The sequence below is a fragment of the Tunturiibacter gelidiferens genome, from assembly GCF_014201335.1.
Classification (GTDB): Bacteria; Acidobacteriota; Terriglobia; order Terriglobales; family Acidobacteriaceae; genus Edaphobacter; species Edaphobacter lichenicola_E.
On sequence record NZ_JACHEB010000006.1, the window covers coordinates 361,742 to 379,105 of the forward strand.

At 54.4% G+C, this 17,364-nt stretch carries 10 protein-coding genes; 2 read left to right on the forward strand and 8 right to left on the reverse strand.

Features of this window, described 5'->3' with window-relative positions; all coding sequences use genetic code 11:
* Positions 1–267: 267 nt before the first annotated feature.
* Together HDF14_RS14720 and HDF14_RS14725 are read left to right on the forward strand one after the other, a co-directional pair.
* On the forward strand, positions 268–3,744 hold the full coding sequence (locus tag HDF14_RS14720; RefSeq protein ID WP_183977986.1) for an Ig-like domain repeat protein: 3,477 nt from the start codon (positions 268–270) through the stop codon (positions 3,742–3,744).
* Positions 3,745–4,021: 277 nt separating this feature from the next.
* Entirely contained in the window at positions 4,022–5,113 is a 1,092-nt protein-coding gene (locus HDF14_RS14725) for an IS110 family transposase (protein ID WP_221304700.1), read from the forward strand.
* Positions 5,114–6,217: 1,104 nt separating this feature from the next.
* Here the strand turns inward: HDF14_RS14725 and HDF14_RS14735 are convergent.
* The 8 genes from HDF14_RS14735 to HDF14_RS14770 all read right to left on the reverse strand — a co-directional run bounded on the left by HDF14_RS14735 (position 6,218) and on the right by HDF14_RS14770 (position 17,311).
* Positions 6,218–6,874 carry a bifunctional 4-hydroxy-2-oxoglutarate aldolase/2-dehydro-3-deoxy-phosphogluconate aldolase gene (locus tag HDF14_RS14735; RefSeq protein WP_183977988.1) on the reverse strand — a complete coding sequence of 219 codons (657 nt, stop codon included), beginning with the start codon at positions 6,872–6,874 and terminating at the stop codon, positions 6,218–6,220.
* A gap of 18 nt (positions 6,875–6,892) precedes the next feature.
* On the reverse strand, positions 6,893–8,011 hold the full coding sequence (locus HDF14_RS14740; RefSeq protein ID WP_183977990.1) for a sugar kinase: 1,119 nt from the start codon (positions 8,009–8,011) through the stop codon (positions 6,893–6,895).
* Between the two features lie 30 nt (positions 8,012–8,041).
* A complete protein-coding gene (locus HDF14_RS14745; RefSeq protein WP_313899586.1) occupies positions 8,042–9,394 on the reverse strand; it encodes an amidohydrolase/deacetylase family metallohydrolase in 1,353 nt (450 codons plus the stop codon).
* 90 nt (positions 9,395–9,484) lie between these two features.
* Complete coding sequence (locus HDF14_RS14750; protein WP_183977992.1) at positions 9,485–11,089, reverse strand: PLP-dependent transferase; 1,605 nt, start codon at positions 11,087–11,089, stop codon at positions 9,485–9,487.
* 65 nt (positions 11,090–11,154) lie between these two features.
* On the reverse strand, positions 11,155–11,628 hold the full coding sequence (locus HDF14_RS14755) for a RidA family protein (RefSeq protein WP_183977994.1): 474 nt from the start codon (positions 11,626–11,628) through the stop codon (positions 11,155–11,157).
* Positions 11,629–11,675: 47 nt separating this feature from the next.
* Entirely contained in the window at positions 11,676–12,956 is a 1,281-nt protein-coding gene (locus tag HDF14_RS14760; protein ID WP_183977996.1) for an aminotransferase class V-fold PLP-dependent enzyme, read from the reverse strand.
* A gap of 32 nt (positions 12,957–12,988) precedes the next feature.
* Positions 12,989–13,771 carry an RraA family protein gene (locus HDF14_RS14765; RefSeq protein WP_260698287.1) on the reverse strand — a complete coding sequence of 261 codons (783 nt, stop codon included), beginning with the start codon at positions 13,769–13,771 and terminating at the stop codon, positions 12,989–12,991.
* Positions 13,772–13,912: 141 nt separating this feature from the next.
* Positions 13,913–17,311: a TonB-dependent receptor gene (locus HDF14_RS14770; RefSeq protein ID WP_313899587.1), complete on the reverse strand. Its 3,399-nt coding sequence runs from the start codon at positions 17,309–17,311 to the stop codon at positions 13,913–13,915.
* Positions 17,312–17,364 lie beyond the last annotated feature (53 nt).

Genomic DNA, 17,364 nt, shown 5'->3' on the forward strand with positions numbered 1-17,364 from the left:
CGCCTCCGCGGAACCATTTTGCCTGCGCATCTTCGGAGGTGTGACTAAAGTCAACAAACAGATCCACCGCTTCGCTTGATCAAAAGCCCCCGGCAATCACCGGAACTAATCAGGCCTGAGACCGGCGTGTCGAGGATGTTCCGCAGTTGGCACGAACTCGCTCCTGCATCAGGTTTGGTCATAGCAGCAGGTCCATAGAAGGACAAGCAACATTGATAGGAGAAACTCATGTACAGAAACAACCGTTGTAGAAATGTCGCGAAGATTATGTGCCTTGCAATAGGCGTGGCTTTCGGTCAAGCAGCACGGGCTCAATCACGGATTACTGACTCGATTCAAGGCGCAGAACACACCGCCGTCAAAGGCAGCACTCCAGACCGGCTAATCTCGATGAGCCAAGACATCGGCCGGCTCTCCTCAAGTCAGAACCTTGGTCGAATGGTACTATTGCTGGCGCCTACGCCGGCGCAGGATCAGGCCGCAGCCGATCTTATCGCATCACAGCATGACTCGTCTTCTCCCTTATTCCACAAGTGGCTGACCCCAACCGAATTTGGCCAACAGTTCGGAATCGCCGATACGGATTCTTCTCAAGTCAGCGCGTGGCTTCAGAGTCAAGGTCTGAACGTTCACCATATCTCACAAAGCCGCCGCTTCATCGTTTTCAGTGGCAATGTCGCACAGGTTGAGAACGCGTTCTCGACACAGATGCACTCTTATTCCTACAAAAATAAAACGTTCATCTCGAACTCCAGCGATATTCAACTTCCTGCAGCCCTACGCAACGTAGTCAAGGGCGTCGTTCGACTGCATAGTAATCCGTCTTCGCCTGCTATTTTGAGCGGAACAAAGGTACATTTTAAAAAGGCGGGTGGCCAATTTACCTTTGACGACAGTTCGCATGGAATCGCCCCTGCCGACTTCGCGAAGATCTATAACGTGCAACCTCTCTACAATGCTGGAATTAACGGGATGGGCCAGACGATCGCCATAGTCGGTCGCAGCAATATAACCATTCAAGACATACGTGATTTCCGCAATCTTCTCGGGCTTCCGGCGAATGATCCTCAGGTCATTATCAACGGAGACGATCCCGGTATAACGACAGATGTTGACGAAGCCACGCTCGATGTCACCTGGTCGGGCGCAGTAGCTCCGATGGCAAAGATTGATTTCGTCATCTCTCAGAGCAACTTCGCTGATGGAGTCGATGTCTCAGCAGAGTACATTGTCGACAATAATCTGGCCCCAGTCATGAGCACCAGCTATGGATCATGTGAAACCGACCTGGGCCCGGTCGAAAATGCCTTCTACAATTCCCTCTGGCAACAGGCAGCTGCGCAGGGAATTACCTCATTTGTATCTGCTGGAGACAACGGCGGTGCAGGCTGTGACGCTCCTGCTGGCGGAGTCTACTCTTCCGGTGTCCTCGCTGTGAACGGAATTGCATCAACGCCGTACAACGTCGCGGTTGGTGGTACGCAGTTCAACGATACAGCCAGCCCCAACAAGTATTGGAGTGCGACAAACGATCCAACCACCGGCGAGTCTGCGCTCAGCTACATTCCAGAGACGGCATGGAATGAAAGCAGTAACGATCCCAATGATGTTTTGCTCTACGCTGGTAGTGGTGGCGTAAGCAGTCTCTACGCTAAGCCCACCTGGCAGACCGGGGTGGGTGTTCCGAATGACGGAGCACGCGACCTGCCTGACATCTCCCTCACAGCTTCACTTCACGATGGGTATCTCGTATGCCTAAATGGCAATTGTGGTTACGGCGACTACTTCTTCACCTTCGGTGGCACCTCTGCCTCGAGCCCAGCCGCTGCCGGCATTATGGCACTGGTCAATCAGAAGATGGGCGGTCAGCCGCAAGGGATGGCCAACTACGTCTTCTACGGACTTGCCAAAGTCCCTGGGATCTTCCACGACACGAGCAAGGGCAACAATAAAGTACCCGATCCAAACGGCCAGTACACCATCGGCTATGATGCAACTTCCGGCTACGACCTGGCAACCGGACTTGGCTCGATGGATGTCAACGCCCTGGTCAACCATTGGAAGTCTGCTGCATCCAGTGGAGCTGGAACCGGTCTTACTCTTGCGCTTGGCCCCGGACAAAAAGCAGCCGTGGTTCATGGTAAGTCAATCAGCTTCCAGGCCACCGTCGCCTGCGCCGCTACTGGAACATGTGTTGCTCCAACCGGCGCCGTAGCTCTTTCGGCTGCTTCCTCGACCGCCGCAACCATCGCAGTAGGCTCGGGCGAACTCATGCCGCAGATAGGTTCCAGCGAAGCTAACATTCTCACCTCCGCCGTTCCCGGCGGCAACTATAACGTGAGTGCTCGCTATAGCGGTGACGGCAAATACGGCCCAAGCACTTCTAACTCGGTTCCTGTGACCGTCTCAGCGGAGAAGAGCCAAACATTTGTTGGGTCGGTTGGCGGTGGAACATTCGCAACTGGTCCCATTTCGGTGGGATACGGCTTGTCCTGGCCTGTCGGAATCATTGTGGCCGGAAATTCCGGATACGGCTTTCCTTCTGGTTCGATGACGATGACAGCGGATGGCGTACCGATCACAAACGGAGGAGTTTACAACTACGCAACCGGGGTCTTCGCCCCCAGTACCATGACGTTGAACTACGGCGAGAAGACTATTACCAAAGCTGGACTTCCAACAAGTCAGTCGAGCACTATCTCTTACGTTCTCCCCACGCAGGCCTTGGGCGTAGGTTCTCATCAGCTAGTGGCAAGTTATCCGGGCGACCCGAGCTTCGGCGCCAGTCAGGGAAGTTATAGCTACACGGTGAGCCAGGCACAAGGGCTCATCGAGGATTTCTTTCCTGTCGGGGACACCGTCGTGAACACCCCTATTCAGCTCATCGCACAGATCGGATTTACGAGCGGCGGCTTCGCACCTTATGGGGGAGTAATTACTGTCTCCGACATCACCAGCGGGAAAGCCGTTGTGTTGGGCAAGGGCAAAGTCGACAGCACGCTGTACGGCGGCTACTGGACGACTAACGTCACCATTACTACTCCGGGCACACGAACCCTAAGGTTGGACTATACCGGCGACAGCAATGTCAAAGGCACATCGTCGACCTACTACGTACCGTTTACAGCCACGGATTCTTCCTATGTGAACTTCAGCACGGACATCACGTCCTCATTCGGTGGACAGCCCGTCACCCTGACCGCTTCGATCGGCTCAAGTGTCCCGTTGCACGTCGCTACTGGAACGGTCACCTTCTACAACGGCACAACCGTTATTGGATCGGCTAAGCTTCCCAAGAGCGGAACCGTGGTCCTTGTCACTCGCAAGCTCGCTGCTGGTAACAACAGCTTGACAGCAAGCTATTCGGGCGATGCCATTCTCACGTCTTCTGTGTCGTCCCCTATTCCGATGGCGGTCGCAGACTTCATCCTCCAAGTCTTACCTACGTCAATCAAACTCAAGGAAGGCAGCTCCGAAAGCGTTACTCTTAATCTCATCCCACAGGGTGGTTTCACGAGTCCGATTCAACTAGCCTGCTCGAATTTGCCTGAAGATGTCACCTGCAAATTCAGCAAGTCGACTGTCACTCTCGGTGGCATCAATCCTGCTACAGTATCCCTGACCTTCAAGGCTGCCACATCCGCGGAGGTTATCCATAAAGCCGTCTCAGTCATCATTACAGGGACTAGTGTGGTTGGAACCACTCCAAAGCAATCCACGCTTGACCTAACCCTCAAGAAATAGCAAGAGCAATTCGAATCTTCTAGGCAAGGCGTCACCATGATGTGGCGCCTTGTCTAGTTAAGTTTCGCCAAGGCTGGTATCGGTTGCCCCCTGTCGACGAGAAGAGGGTGATACTCATTGAGCCGTCTCACCGCTGTCTGGTTTGCACGTGTGTGATCAACAAAACGAAAGTTAGCAGCTCTATTTCACAATTGGTGATAAACCGCCGAGTCACTCATCGAGGAATTATAAGTACCGACAAATGGAATGAGAAGGGTGCCTTAGAGGAGACTGAGGCATGAGCAAACAAGGAGCTGTTCTCGCAACCAAGAAATCAGCCAGGAGGGTTCTGGTTGGAGCGACGACCGTTGGCGTGGATTTAGGAGACCAGTGGAGTCATTACTGCATACTCGATGAAGATGGCGAGATTACAGAAGAGGGCCGCTTCCGAACGAGTGAAAGTGGAGTGGCAAAGCGCTTTGAAGATATGGATCATGCTCGAGTTGCCATGGAAGCGGGTACTCACTCGATCTGGATCTCTGAACAGCTGAAGGAGTATGGGCATGAGGTGATCGTCGCCAACGTCACCGAATTGCATGCCATCAGTCGTAACGACAGCAAGAGCGACCGGACCGACGCAGAAAAGCTTGCACGGTATGCCCGACTTGATCCGAGGATCCTGCGTCCAATTACCCATCGGACGGTGGAGCAGCAACAGGCACTGACTATGATCCGAGCGCGGGATGTTCTGGTTCGTCTGCGCACGGCGGTTGTGAATGCTGCTCGTGGCTTGGCCAAACCATGCGGATATCGTCTGCCAGCGTCATCGACTCGAAGCTTCCCGGCGCGTTGCGCCGGCCTGCTTTCGGAAGGACTGGCGGCTGCACTGGAACCGCTGTTCGCGCAGATTGCGCACATGAACGCACAGATTAAACTGTACGATCGCGCGATCCTGAAGCTGGCAACTGTGACCTATCCGGAGACCCAGGCACTGACTCAAGTCCACGGCGTCGGCCCGCTGACGGCAGTTACTTATGTCTTGACTCTGGGTAGCAAGGAACGCTTCGAACGAAGTCGTGACGTCGGCTGCTATCTCGGCCTTCGACCGAAACGAAGCCAATCCGGTGATCGTGATCCGCAACTGAGAATCACGAAAGCTGGTAATGAATACCTACGGCGGCTCCTCACTGAATGCGCCAACTTCATCCTTGGCCGCTTCGGTAAGGACAGCTCGTTGAGACGGTGGGGACTCCATTTGGCCGAGCGAGGCGGGAGGAATGCCCGGAAGAAAGCAATCGTTGCTGTTGCGAGAAAACTGGCAGTTCTGCTTCATCGTCTCTGGGTGACGGACCAACCTTATGTTCCCCTCCATGAAGCTCAAGCTGCTTGAAACAGGAAAGGATCTCTGATGTTGCGATCACACCGTGTCACGATGACTGCGAAGCCGACTTGACCTTCGAGGTCGACCGATAAATGGCAGCATCGATCTCTCGTTGGACTCCAAAAGGCACAGAGCCAATGGCTCACTCATAGTGCGAATAGAAAGTTGGTCGGAGAACAACATGGTGCGAAGCGGAATCTCAACCAGATTCAAGACTGGAAACCAACAATGACTTGACGCTGGCACCCTTCTCATAGAAAGTCGGCTTCTCGTCACCAACGTCGGCTCGCCGACTGACTGTTGCCAAAACGGCCCATTCACCGCCAACCGAGAGCGGGAGCAACAGTCTTGAGTATCGCGAGGACATGCACGTTATAGGCAACTCCCAATTGGTTCGGAACCGTAAGCAAAAGAGTATCTGCTCAGCAACAGCCTCGTCGCTCCGAACTTGATCGATGAGAATATCTGGTTCGGCAGCGTAGGGGACTCGCCCGTTCTACCTAGCGGATCACACCAGTGCACGTTCGAGATGAGTTGGCTAAACCATGCGGTTCGGTAAACTCATCCGTTTCAGTAGTCGAAGTAGGATTACGAGCTCTCGACTCTTGTGTTCGCGATCGCCCCAACTACCGCGTAGGGTGTGGACCGCAAGGAATCCGCTTGGGAGGCCGTTCTACGGTTGACGCAGATATCCGGCTCCGGTCGTGAATCAAAAATCCTCGCAACAATGCCGCGAGGTAGCTAAATCTTCGGCTCCTTGCATGGTAGGTTCCGGCAAAGAGGACGTCTCTAAGCAGGAAATCACAGCTAGTGAACCAAACGCGGTAGGACATTTTTCCACATTGATACCCGGAGTGATACCCACCGAGAAATGGGATTCATGCGACGATTTAGCACGAGCTTTCTCGCACTCGCTAACCCGAGAGAGCCGAAAACCTCGGCACGCTGCTGATACGCTTTCGGGTCGATGATCGCCGTCTTGCGCGGCCACGTCTCCCATTTTGGGTCTGTATCTGGTCAGCAGGTTTTTTGGGGAGAGACGTTGGTATCAACTTAAAGGTTAACAGTCCCGAGAACAGCTCCCGTTTTTCGTTCAGAATAAAGTGTAGGTGATTAGCGGCTTTCGTGGAATGCGCGAACGATACGCAAATACTCTGCGCCCTTCTGTGTGATGTGTGGGGTTCGTCCCTCAGCGACCGCTTTGGGATCTACCAGGTCGGCACCAATGCCGAGCGCGAACGCTCCGGCCTCTAGAAAGTCGCGCGCAGTGGCCAGCGAGATGCCACCGGTCGGGATCATCTCGATCTGTGGCAGTGGGGCCTTGAGACTACGAAGATATTTTGCTCCGCCCATAGAATCGGCGGGGAAGACCTTGATGACGTCGGCTCCGGCGCGCCACGCTGTCACGATCTCCGTCGGAGTCAGCGCGCCGGGCATCACCGCGATGGAGCGTCTACGACAGAGCTCGATGGTTGGAATGTCGAGTGCCGGGCTCACGATAAACTCTGCGCCCTGATCGATGCAGCGGTCGGCCGTCTCAGCATCGAGCACCGTTCCCGCGCCCAGCAGCAGATGTGGACGTTCCTGGCGAAGTCTTCGAATGACGTGCATGGCGTCTGGCACGGTCATGGTGATTTCGAGGACCTCGATGCCTGCGTCCGCGATGGCGAGCGAAAGCGCGAAAGCGTCTTCTTTCGATGTGGCACGCAGTACCGGCACCAACGTGTTGGCGCGTATGTGCGACAGGACTTCGGATTTGGTTCGTGGCATGAATACTCCAGAATCTTACTAACGGATGGTGTTTCTTTGTTTGCCGCTCATCAGCGACTCCACCTCGTGGAGCCTCATCCTGGAGGCATCGCCGGGCGTAGTCATTGCAAGTGCGCCGTGCGCAATCCCGCAGTCGAGCGACCACTTCAAACCCTTGTGATGAAGCAGGCCGTAGATCAGGCCGGCCGCGAAGGAGTCTCCGCCTCCGACGCGATCGAGAATATCAAGTTCTGAGAAGTGAATGCCCTCGTATGCCCGCCCCTGGGTGGAGGCGAAGCCACCCCAGCCGTTGCGACTCGCAGAGCGAGGATCACGCACCGTCGATGCGATGACCTTCAGATTCGGAAACTCTGCGCTCATGCGACCGGCCATCTCGGTGAAACTAGGCAACGTGTGCCAGGCCGGACCGTGGGAGTGTAGCCCAGCCGTCGCGACCAGGTCGCCCTCATGGCCGAAGAGCACATCAACCAAGGGCGCCAGCGAGCGGTTGATTGCTACGGCACCCTGGCGGCCACCGCGTGTACTCCACAGCGATGCGCGGTAGTTACAGTCGAAGCTGATGACCGTTCCGTGGCGGCGCGCTGCAGTCATCGCCTCGCGAACGACCTCGGTTGTGGACTCGCTCAATGCCGACATGATGCCGCCAGTGTGGAACCAGCGTACGCCCTCTGTGCCGAAGATCGTGTCCCAATCGACCTGTCCGGGTGCAAGCTGCGAGATGGCCGTATGGCCGCGATCCATCACACCTGTACCGGGCCGCACACCAAAACCGCGCTCGAGAAAGTAGATGCCGTTACGTGACGCGTTGCCAACGCCATCGAAGACGCGCCACAGAATGTGCGAGGTGTCGACACCACCCTGCAAAATCAGATCTTCGACGAGACGGCCGATGGGATTGTCGACAAGGGCCGTGACGATTGCAGTCCGCTGTTCGAAGCATCTACGCAGTCCGCGAGCTACGTTGTACTCCCCACCACCCTCCCACACGCGAAAGCTGCGTGCGCCGACGATACGGTCCTCACCCGGATCGAAGCGAAGCATCACCTCCCCTAGCGAGAGCACATCCCATCGGCACTCACCGGCAGGCCGTAGTGTGAGCTCGGGAATGCTATCGCCGTGCTTCGTCTCCTCGTTCATCGTTGGCCCCTAAAGTTCCGCTTCCCTATTTTAGTGTTCAGTTTCTACATTTGCTCCAGCGTGGGGACGCGGGGCGAAGGTGGTCCATCGGTACGCTTCTTTCTCGTTGAGGTCAGATTTTGCAGTCCACAGTGTGGCACTGATTCCGTTGAGGTCGTATACGATCTTTCCATCCTTGACGGTGAGTTCACACGTAAGCTTCTGATTGCCATCGAGCCGTTTATTCACCATGTCCGTGAACCCAAACTTGCCTTTTTCCAGTCGAAGTACAGCAACGTCCGCAATTGATCCCTCGGAGAGATTTCCAAGCTCTTCGTGACGAATCTCATGAGCCGGATGAGAAGTCATCTCTGCAACAACCTCCTTGAGCGGTACACCCGCAGCCATAATCTTATCTGCGACGTTCAACTCGTCTTTCATAGCCGCGTTCATGCTGGTGATGTGAAGATCGGTTGAAATGGAATCAGGGATAAATCCATCCTTGATCATTGGAACTGCGAGCGACCATTTGAAGCTGCCACCTCCCTGCCCCACGTCGAAGTAGATGCCACGCTTTCGACCTTCTATGAGAGCTTTGCTCGGGCCCAGGGTGACGGGATCTTGCTCATGCCGGAGACCCGAGTACATATGAGTGTAAATATCGCCAGGTCGAAGCTTCTGTGTCATCAGATCATAGATCGGCCGCGTTGGGCGATCGGCGCCGAAATCGACCATGACGGGAATGTTTGCACGGGTTCCAGCGATAACGGCCTGCTCAACCGGAGTCCACTCGGGCCCTTCAAAATGCGCAGTCTTGATTCCGACGATTGTGTTTGGATACTTAAGAGCCATCTGGGCAGTTGCGACGCCATCCATGTCCGCAGTGTTCTGCTCGTACTTCCCTCCACGCATTCCGGCGCCTACGATGTTGAGCATCGCAAAAACTCTGGTCTTTGAACGGTCAATGATCCGGTCTTTGAAGTCTTCGAAGTTGCGCCAGCCGGAACATCCCGCGTCAACCACAGTCGTCACGCCCACCCTGAACGTGAAGCCATCTGGCGGAACGCTGTTATCACCGGCATAAGAGTTACGTTCTCCCGTTCCCGCGTAGACGTGAACATGAATGTCAATGAGGCCGGGAGCAACATAGAGCCCGTTGACGTCGATGGTCTTCAGGGCGTCCGTTGAAGGGATGTGAGCGGCGACCTTTGCAACCCGGCCATCTTTAATGGCTACATCCATCACAGCGTCGATGTGGTTTTTGTCGTCGAGCACATGGCCGTTGCTCAAAAGTAGATCGTACGCCGGCAAAGTATTCTGGGCGCACATACGACGGGTGGTTGTTGTCAGGGTAAATACCAAGCAAGAAAGCGCTACACCGTGTTTCCAGGAATACAGACTCATGACTCCCCAATCATTGTGAGTAGATACGCAAAAGTTTCGGTACTTTCAGTTCCGGTTGTCACAGATACGGATCTTTGACGACAGTCACGGTCAGACACGAGTCGCATTCCAGGTCGCGTCGCCATATTCGCCCATCTTGACCGTTCCGGCGATTTTGTTGCCATGCACCATTCCACGAAACGTCCACGGAATTGTGTTTCCACTTACAGCCATGCTGCTGTGTAACTCGAGCTGGTCGGCGTGAATCGTGCCTTTCAGTTGAGCTTTGTAGAGTTCACCCTGCTGTTGACCCGTAATATCTCCACCGCTCTGCTCAAGAATGAAGTGCTGCTCTCCGACTCCGCGTGAATATTTAATAGCAACATCCCATCTTCCATTTACTGGCGCGGGGGCTCCGGTTGGAACGACAGGATCTTCGTAGTGGCCAGGCTTGGTGAGGCCCTCGTAGATAGCATCTGCGATGATGCGGTCCTCGCCTTGATCCATCATGTACGGCATGATGGTGATAGAGCTGTCCATACGAGCAGGACGAGTGCCTGTGCCGCCGTCGACAAGGATTCTTGGTGTGCCTGCATCAAGACGCGCGACAAGTTCGGTGCCCGTAATCTTCAAGACGTTCGCGTCCCAATGTATTAGAAGGCGCGGTGACCGATTGGAGAGGTCTTCCGGCTGGAGGTGCTCGGTCGTGACTGAAGGCAATCCTTTCACTCGCCTTTCGATGAATTGAAGCCAGGAGAGCCATTCCTGCTGCTCTGCGGCGTGATCGCGTTTGTACCACTGACGCACCGCAGCCAGCAGGCCCATGATCTCTTCCTTACTGCACTTGTATGCACGACCATAGTTGTGGTGAGGTGCCGCCTGGAAGTAGGCGGCACGACAGAGATCTTTTTGCCCGATTAGCATCCCGGAAGACTGTGGCCCGCGCATGCACTTGCCACCCGAGTAACCAACCAGAGTAGCTCCATGCTGAATGTGGATGTTTGGAACGAGCGGCTCTTCGGCGGCGGCATCCACGAAGACTGGGATAGCTTTCTCCTTCGCGATCGAACAAATATTGGGAATACCCAAAGCACCTTTCTCAGCCTCTGGTCCGGACAGAATGTAGATCATTGCGGTACGCTCTGAGAGTTTGCTGCGAAGCTCTTCTTCGGAGTTCACTTCAACGATCTCTACTCCCGTCATGCGAACGCCGAAGTCGTAAGGATTTCGAGAGTGCATTGGAATGATGACCTGGTCCCGGGCCTTGATGTAAGGAAGAGCCTGAGACTTTTCCGGGTCGGTTCCTGCAATACATGCAATGGTAGCGAGCGCAATCGCGGCTTCACATCCGGTTGTAGCAATTCCCCACTCTGCCCCAGCGAGCTGTCCCAATTCTTTTCCGACGGCGTCCATGAGTTCATCGAGGTTCACGAAGTAAAACGATGCGTCGTACATCGCCTGTTTAACTTGAGGCAACGACCGAGAACCGCTGATGATTGTGAAGGTGCCGCGGCCGTTCACGATAGGACGAACACCAATTCGGGTGAAGAGATTATCTGTCTCCGTGCCTTCATGGGTGATCGACCGCGGAACAGACGCCTTTAGCTGCGCCGTCGCCAGGGGTGAGATCGAAGTCACAGCACCAAAAGCAGAGAGCATACCAGACTGTTTGAGAACTTCCCGCCGTGACCATCGTGCGGTGCGAAAGAGAGACATTAGAGCTCGTTTCCTTTTCTTAAGTGAATCGTGTTTATGGAGTACACCGACGGTAAAGCAGGGAGTCAGATGTAGGCGATGAGATCAATCTCGACGAGTGAATTTCCTGGAATGCCTCCGGCCGGAGCGATCGTAGTGCGCACAGGAGGGATCTTTCCCCAACGACCGGCGTAGACGGTGTTCATCTTTGCCCAGTCGTTGATGTCATTTAGATATACGTTGACTTTGAGGACTTTCTCCATGGAGGAGCCTGAACCGATCAGATTTTTCTCGAGCTCATCGAGAACATGCTTCGTGTGTTCTTCAATGGTCCCTTGAAAGTGTGCGCCAACTCCAGCCAGAAAGAGAAGATTGCCGTAGGAGACCGCGCTTGAGAACAGAGGAACCGGGTCTGACGCTGGTTTGGTTGGATAAGACTTTTTCTCGAGCTTGCCAGTCACCTGGGCTTTCGCTGTTCCCGCGAGGGCTGCGCCTCCTGTTGCTACGACGGCCGCCTTGGCGGCATTCTTGAGAAGACCTCTTCTGGATTGACTTTCCATGACCGACTCCTTCTTCCGTTTTAATGGATCGAACGACGTGTGATGTTCTAGGTGTTATGGCTAGAAAGAACTGCACGAAGCTGACGGCCTACGATCTCAGCTTCGCCGGGCTGCAGCATCCATGTTCCTACGACAATAGTGTTCTCGTTAGAGTGTGAGCCGAAGCGCCCGGATGAGCCGGTGGCAGGATTGAGTTCAATGCGAGGACGCTGCGCTCGTAGCCGCTCCTGCACCTGTTTCGGGGTGATACCGACGACCTGCGGATCATACGAAAGCATTAGATGCGGCACGTGATTGGCAATCTCAGGCACGAAGATCTCCGTCTTCATTGTAGGAATGGACTTAACTTCACGAATGATCAAATCGGCGCGGCGCTTATATTCCGCTTGATCTGCCTCGTCATTTTGATCGAGAAGCCAGTCCACTGCAGCGACCATGCCAACGATCTGTTCCTTGGCCACCTTCATACCACGGCCCACGGCGTCGGAGTTTGGATTGTTGCTCTCCATTGCCAAATCGATGAGATGTTTTTTGCCGAGTAGCAATCCAGCATTTTGTGGACCGCGTATTCCCTTCCCGCCAGAGAAACAGACTAGGTCGTAGCCCATGCCCGTGTACTTCCATAGATTCTCGATCGGAGGCATATCTGCCGCGGCATCCATGTGGCAAGGCACGTTATGTTGATGTGCAACCTCAAGCCAAGTCTGACGATCAGTCTCGCCGCCTTCCGCCGAGTTAAAGAAATTCGTCATGATCGTCTTTGGAGAGAATGCACGCCTGTACTCGTCGAGCGTAGTGACCTCGACGATGCGTACACCACACAGCAGCATCGCGTGGTCATACTCATAGCGGTGTGCTTTCTGAACGATTACCTCATTCTTCATGGAGCCGACACTCTCCGGAATAAGGTTTGCTGCGATACCGTTCGCGTTCGCGAGGCAGGCAGCAGTTGCGAGCGTGAGCGCAGCAGAAGCCCCGGAGCTCACTAAAGCTGCTTCGCATCGAAGCCGCTTGGCAATATACTCGCCCGAAGCTATTTGCAGATCTTTCAAGACAACGGGATGCAGGGCCGCCTGCGCGACAGCACGCTGTACCTGCGGAGGCATAACTGCGGCAGTGAGATAGGTGTAGGTTCCGGCGGCGTTGATTATCTTCTCGACACCGAGCTTTGCGTAGTAGTCATCCGCAGATTGTGCCTCCGATGTGGTTGAGAGAGCGTTGGACTTCGACGGCAGGATTGATGATGCACCCAGAGCTGCCAGTGCGGCCTGTGACCAGCTAAGAAATCGTCTTCGTGTCAAGAGCGCTGAATCTTGTGCAGAGAACATCAACAAAGCCTCCAGTGGTCACATGGTTCCTATCAGATTCTGCCAAATTGACGGACAGCCTCTGTAATGGAGTGAAACTTTTCAATAAAGGGATACATGGAGTGTTCGCTGTTATCCAGCTTCTGTGCCAACACGAGGATATCAGCGGCATGCTCACGCGGCACCACGACGACGCCGTCCTGATCGGCAACGACGATATCGTTGGCAGAAACCGTGACTCCATCGCAAACGATGGGTACATTCACTCCGCCGAAGCGATAATGACTGACCGAAGTGGAGGGTACTGGGCCTGTTGAATAGACCGGAAAGCCGATACGTTTGAGCTGCGGCAGATCGCGGACTCCTCCATCGATAACCGCGCCGGCGAACCCCCTGGCAAACATGGCGGTGCCCATAAGTCCACCCATGCCGGCAATATCTGCCCCGTCCTCTACCTGCATGACATACACGGATCCAGCTCCGCCTGAGTCGATCGCCTGAAGCATCCCGGTTAGTGCCGCCGGATCGTGGTTCTCTTGTTTAGCCAGTTTTACTGTAAGCGCCACACCAGCAAACTTTGTGGGAAACACTGATTGCATACGATGCGACATATAACGCTTTTCATGCAATAGTTGCTCGATCGCGTCGGAGACAGAAGCAGCTTCGACATGACGATACGCATCGATCATAGCCATCGGATCCGCGGCATATTCTGCTGAAGTCTTCTGTGCGTCGGCATTCACTTTCTGCACGAAGCTAAGCATCGTACAACAAAGAAAAACTGCAGCAGCTATACCAGTGATGCGACGAATCCAACTCGTTTTGTTCGAGGTCATTATTGAAAGGTTCTCCTCCTCAAAATAATAGGTCTTTGCACCATCGCTGTGATCGACCTCTCGAAGTTTCTACCGCTTCCTCGATGTGCTTAAGGCAGCAGTCGACGGTATTGCCGGCTGCTGCCCAAAGCGAATAGATCGCTAAAAGATGAACTTGCCCGCGAGTTGCAGCGAACGAGCTCCACTCAACTCACCGGGGAGTGTCTGGACCCCGATAACTTGACCGAATCCACTGGTACTCACCGCAGTGCTCGACTGAGACGCCGCGTTGAGAGTCGGGTTTCCGCTTCCGTTGGAAGAGTTCGGATTCGCCGCACTCGGATGGTTGAATACGTTCAAAGCCTCTGCACGCAGTTGAATTTTCATCCGTTCGCCCAGTCCGAAATTTTTGAAGAGCGACAGATTGTCATACGAGAAGCCAGGTCCATGAAGAGTATTTCTTGAGGTGTTTCCGAAGGCGTAGTTGAAAGCAACTGGAGCTCCCGAGGCGCCCAGCGTTTGCGGGGCTACAGGAAGTGTGTAGGCCGTTGCATCGATGCACGACGTCTTGTTGCCTGTAATGTAGTTGTGCAGACTGCAGTGAGCGCTCGGCAGGTGGACGAAGCTCGGCCGTGTCGTACCTTGATCGAACCCCGCGCTGTTATAGCCGAGCACTACGTTGAAGGGCATTCCGGTCTGCAGATTGACGATGTCATTGAGCTGCCATCCGCCAAGCGTCTCCTGAACCCAGCGGTTTCTGTCCTTGAAGGACGGCAGATCGTACGTCAACACTCCGACGAACCGATGACGGATATCCCAGTTGGCGTTGCCGTAGTCGGACTTGATATTGAATGGCTGCGTAGCTGTACCACCGCCGTTCGAGTCTGAGCCTATATCCAGATCATGAGACCAGGTATAGCTCGCCTGTCCCGATAGGCCATAGAGAAGCCGCTGACGGAATATAGTGGTTAGTCCGTTGTAGTGAGAGTAGGCGATGTTATTGAGATCGCGTATTGACCCGAAGAGCGGGTTTGGCCGCAAAGAGTTGAGTGTCGGCTTTGTGGCATACGACGCAATCCCGTCCCCGGTAGGACTCGTCGGCAGATTTGTGTAATCGCTAATATCCAGGTGGAGAGAGTGAGAACCTAGATACTGAAGCTCGAAGGCCGCCCCCTTCCATAGTTCCTGGCCAACGCTCACGTTCCACTGGTAGCTGCGTTGTGTTTTGTTGTTTGGATCGTACTGAACTGCGCTCTGAAAGGTGCCAGGAGTACCGGCGATGGGAGAGGCGTTGCCAGCCCCAGGGGTTGGATTTGTGAATGACAGAAGATTCGCTGCTGTCGTGCTGTATCCAATGAAGGCACCCAGTGGATAGTTGCTGCTGAGCAACGTAAAGCTGTTAAGCTGGTTGGCGTTGTAATAGAAGCCCATCCCACCTCTGATCACAGTCTTGTCGGTCGCGCGATAGGCGATTCCCAGGCGTGGTCCCCAGTTGTCATGTGTTGCGCTGGCAAGCTTGAACCCCGGAGTCGGAGTGAAGCTGCCTGGAGTCAGCGCAGTTGAGGGCGGAATCAGCGCCGTCTCGTTAGTATTCAGCAAACGGGCGTAGCCGTTCAAGCTGTAAGGGACGGTCGGCAGGTCGTACCGCAGACCATAGTTGATGGTCAGCTTTGAAGTAGCCTGCCAGTTGTCCAGAACGAAGAATCCGTCACGCCACTCGGCAACCGAACCCTTGATGGTACTTACAGGTGTCTGATCGCTGGCCGGCAGGCCCAGCGCGAAGTCGGCACGGCTGTCACCCGTCAGTGTTCCATTAAAGGTAAACAAGCCGAGGGATTCATTGGTCGCAGCGCGGCCTAAGGTCAGCTTCCGGAGTTCAATACCAGCCATAATGCTGTGCTTGCCGCGAGTGTAGCTGACTTGGTCATATCCATCGAGCGTGCGGTCATCCTGAAACCAGTTTGTTCCATTGTTTCCAATGTTCATGCCGGTTGCGCTGCTGAGCTGAACGTTGGGGATTCCAAGGTTTCCTGTTGTGGTGTCGAAGTCGAAGCCGGGAATGCCAAGAGAGGTACCGGCTCCCGCGAGGTTGTTCACGTACCAGTAGTTCAGAGAATCCGTCTCAAACTTATTGATACCGAAGTGAAAGTCATTGACGAGTCGGGATGTAATGACGTGAGAGTATCCGAAAGCCAGATTTCGGCTATTACCAGGCCCGTATCCGCCAGCGACCGGAACTTGATTGCCGTTGGCATAGCTTAGGTTCTGCCAGTGATAGCGCACGAAAAGCCGTACCTTCTCTCCGATGTTCTCATCGACCCGTTCCAACGTCTGTGCAATAAATAGGTTGTTCGGGAAGTAGACATTGTTTAGGTTGTTGTTTATCCCCCCGGCAGTCGGCAGTGGCACATATGCTTCGTATTTTTTTGCAATCAATGCCGCAGGAGTCGATAGTTCGCTGGCAGGGATCTGATTATTCACGTAGTAAGCATTATTGTTGTATGGGTCTTTTAGACAGATGCCCGTGCAGGTTCCGTTTGGATTCAGGGTGCCTAGTGCCGAGAAATCGCCGGCTTCCTGCGCCGCCGTCATCACGGTAGAAGTACCAGCGCTCTGTGCCTTTTGATTAAGCTTCTCGTAAGAACCGAAGAAGAAGGTCTTGTTGCGACCGTTATAGATCTTCGGAATCCACACGGGGCCACCGAAGGTAAATCCATATTGGTTGTAGTTTAGAGGCGCCTTCGGCTGCGTAGGAGAGTCGAGAAAATTGTGCGCGTTTAGAGCCGTATTCTTGATGTAGTCATAGACAACGCCATGAAAGTCGTTAGTGCCAACCTTGCTGACGAGGTTGATATGCACGCCCAGATAGGCGCCATACTGTGCAGGATAGTTGCCGCTCTGCATCTGAACCTCGGAGATCATATCCGTGCCGGGTCGTGCTGGAGTGACGTTCCCCAGATTGTTCATGATCGAGACGCCATCCAGAGTCAAGTCGTTCTGAGTCTCACGCTGTCCAGCTCCAATAAAGTCGACGCCTGGAGGGTTCCCGCTGTAGCTGGTCTTCGATCCGATCGTCACGTTCGAGGCGAGCGCAGCCACCTCGAGAGCATTGTGCCCCTGAACCGGAAGATCCTCGACCTGTTTGGTGGAAAACGTCTCCCCCAGGTTCGCGTCGTCGGTGGAGAGCGGAGCCGTGGTAGCGGTGATGGTGACGGTCTCCGTTGTGGATCCGATCTTCAAATCAAAGTCCGTACGCACTGCGAGATCGACCGATACGGGAACGCCTACCGTCTGCTCCTTCTTAAATCCGCCCTTTTCGACGGAGAGATCGTAGACGCCGCTCTTGATGAAGGTAATCGAGTAGTAGCCCTGTGAGTTGGTAGTCGCGGTATACCTCACTTGTGTGGCCTGTTCCGTGGCCGTGACCTGAGCACCCGGAACAGCGCTTCCGCTCGCATCAACGACGGTTCCCACCAGAGCTGTGTTGTTAGCGATCTGCGCGGATGCGCCCGAAACACCGAGAAGACACAACAAACAAATTCGTAAAAGAACTTTGTTCACAGCACGACCTCCGAAAGACATCCGTTGATTTATTCACGCTCCACTCGCCTGGC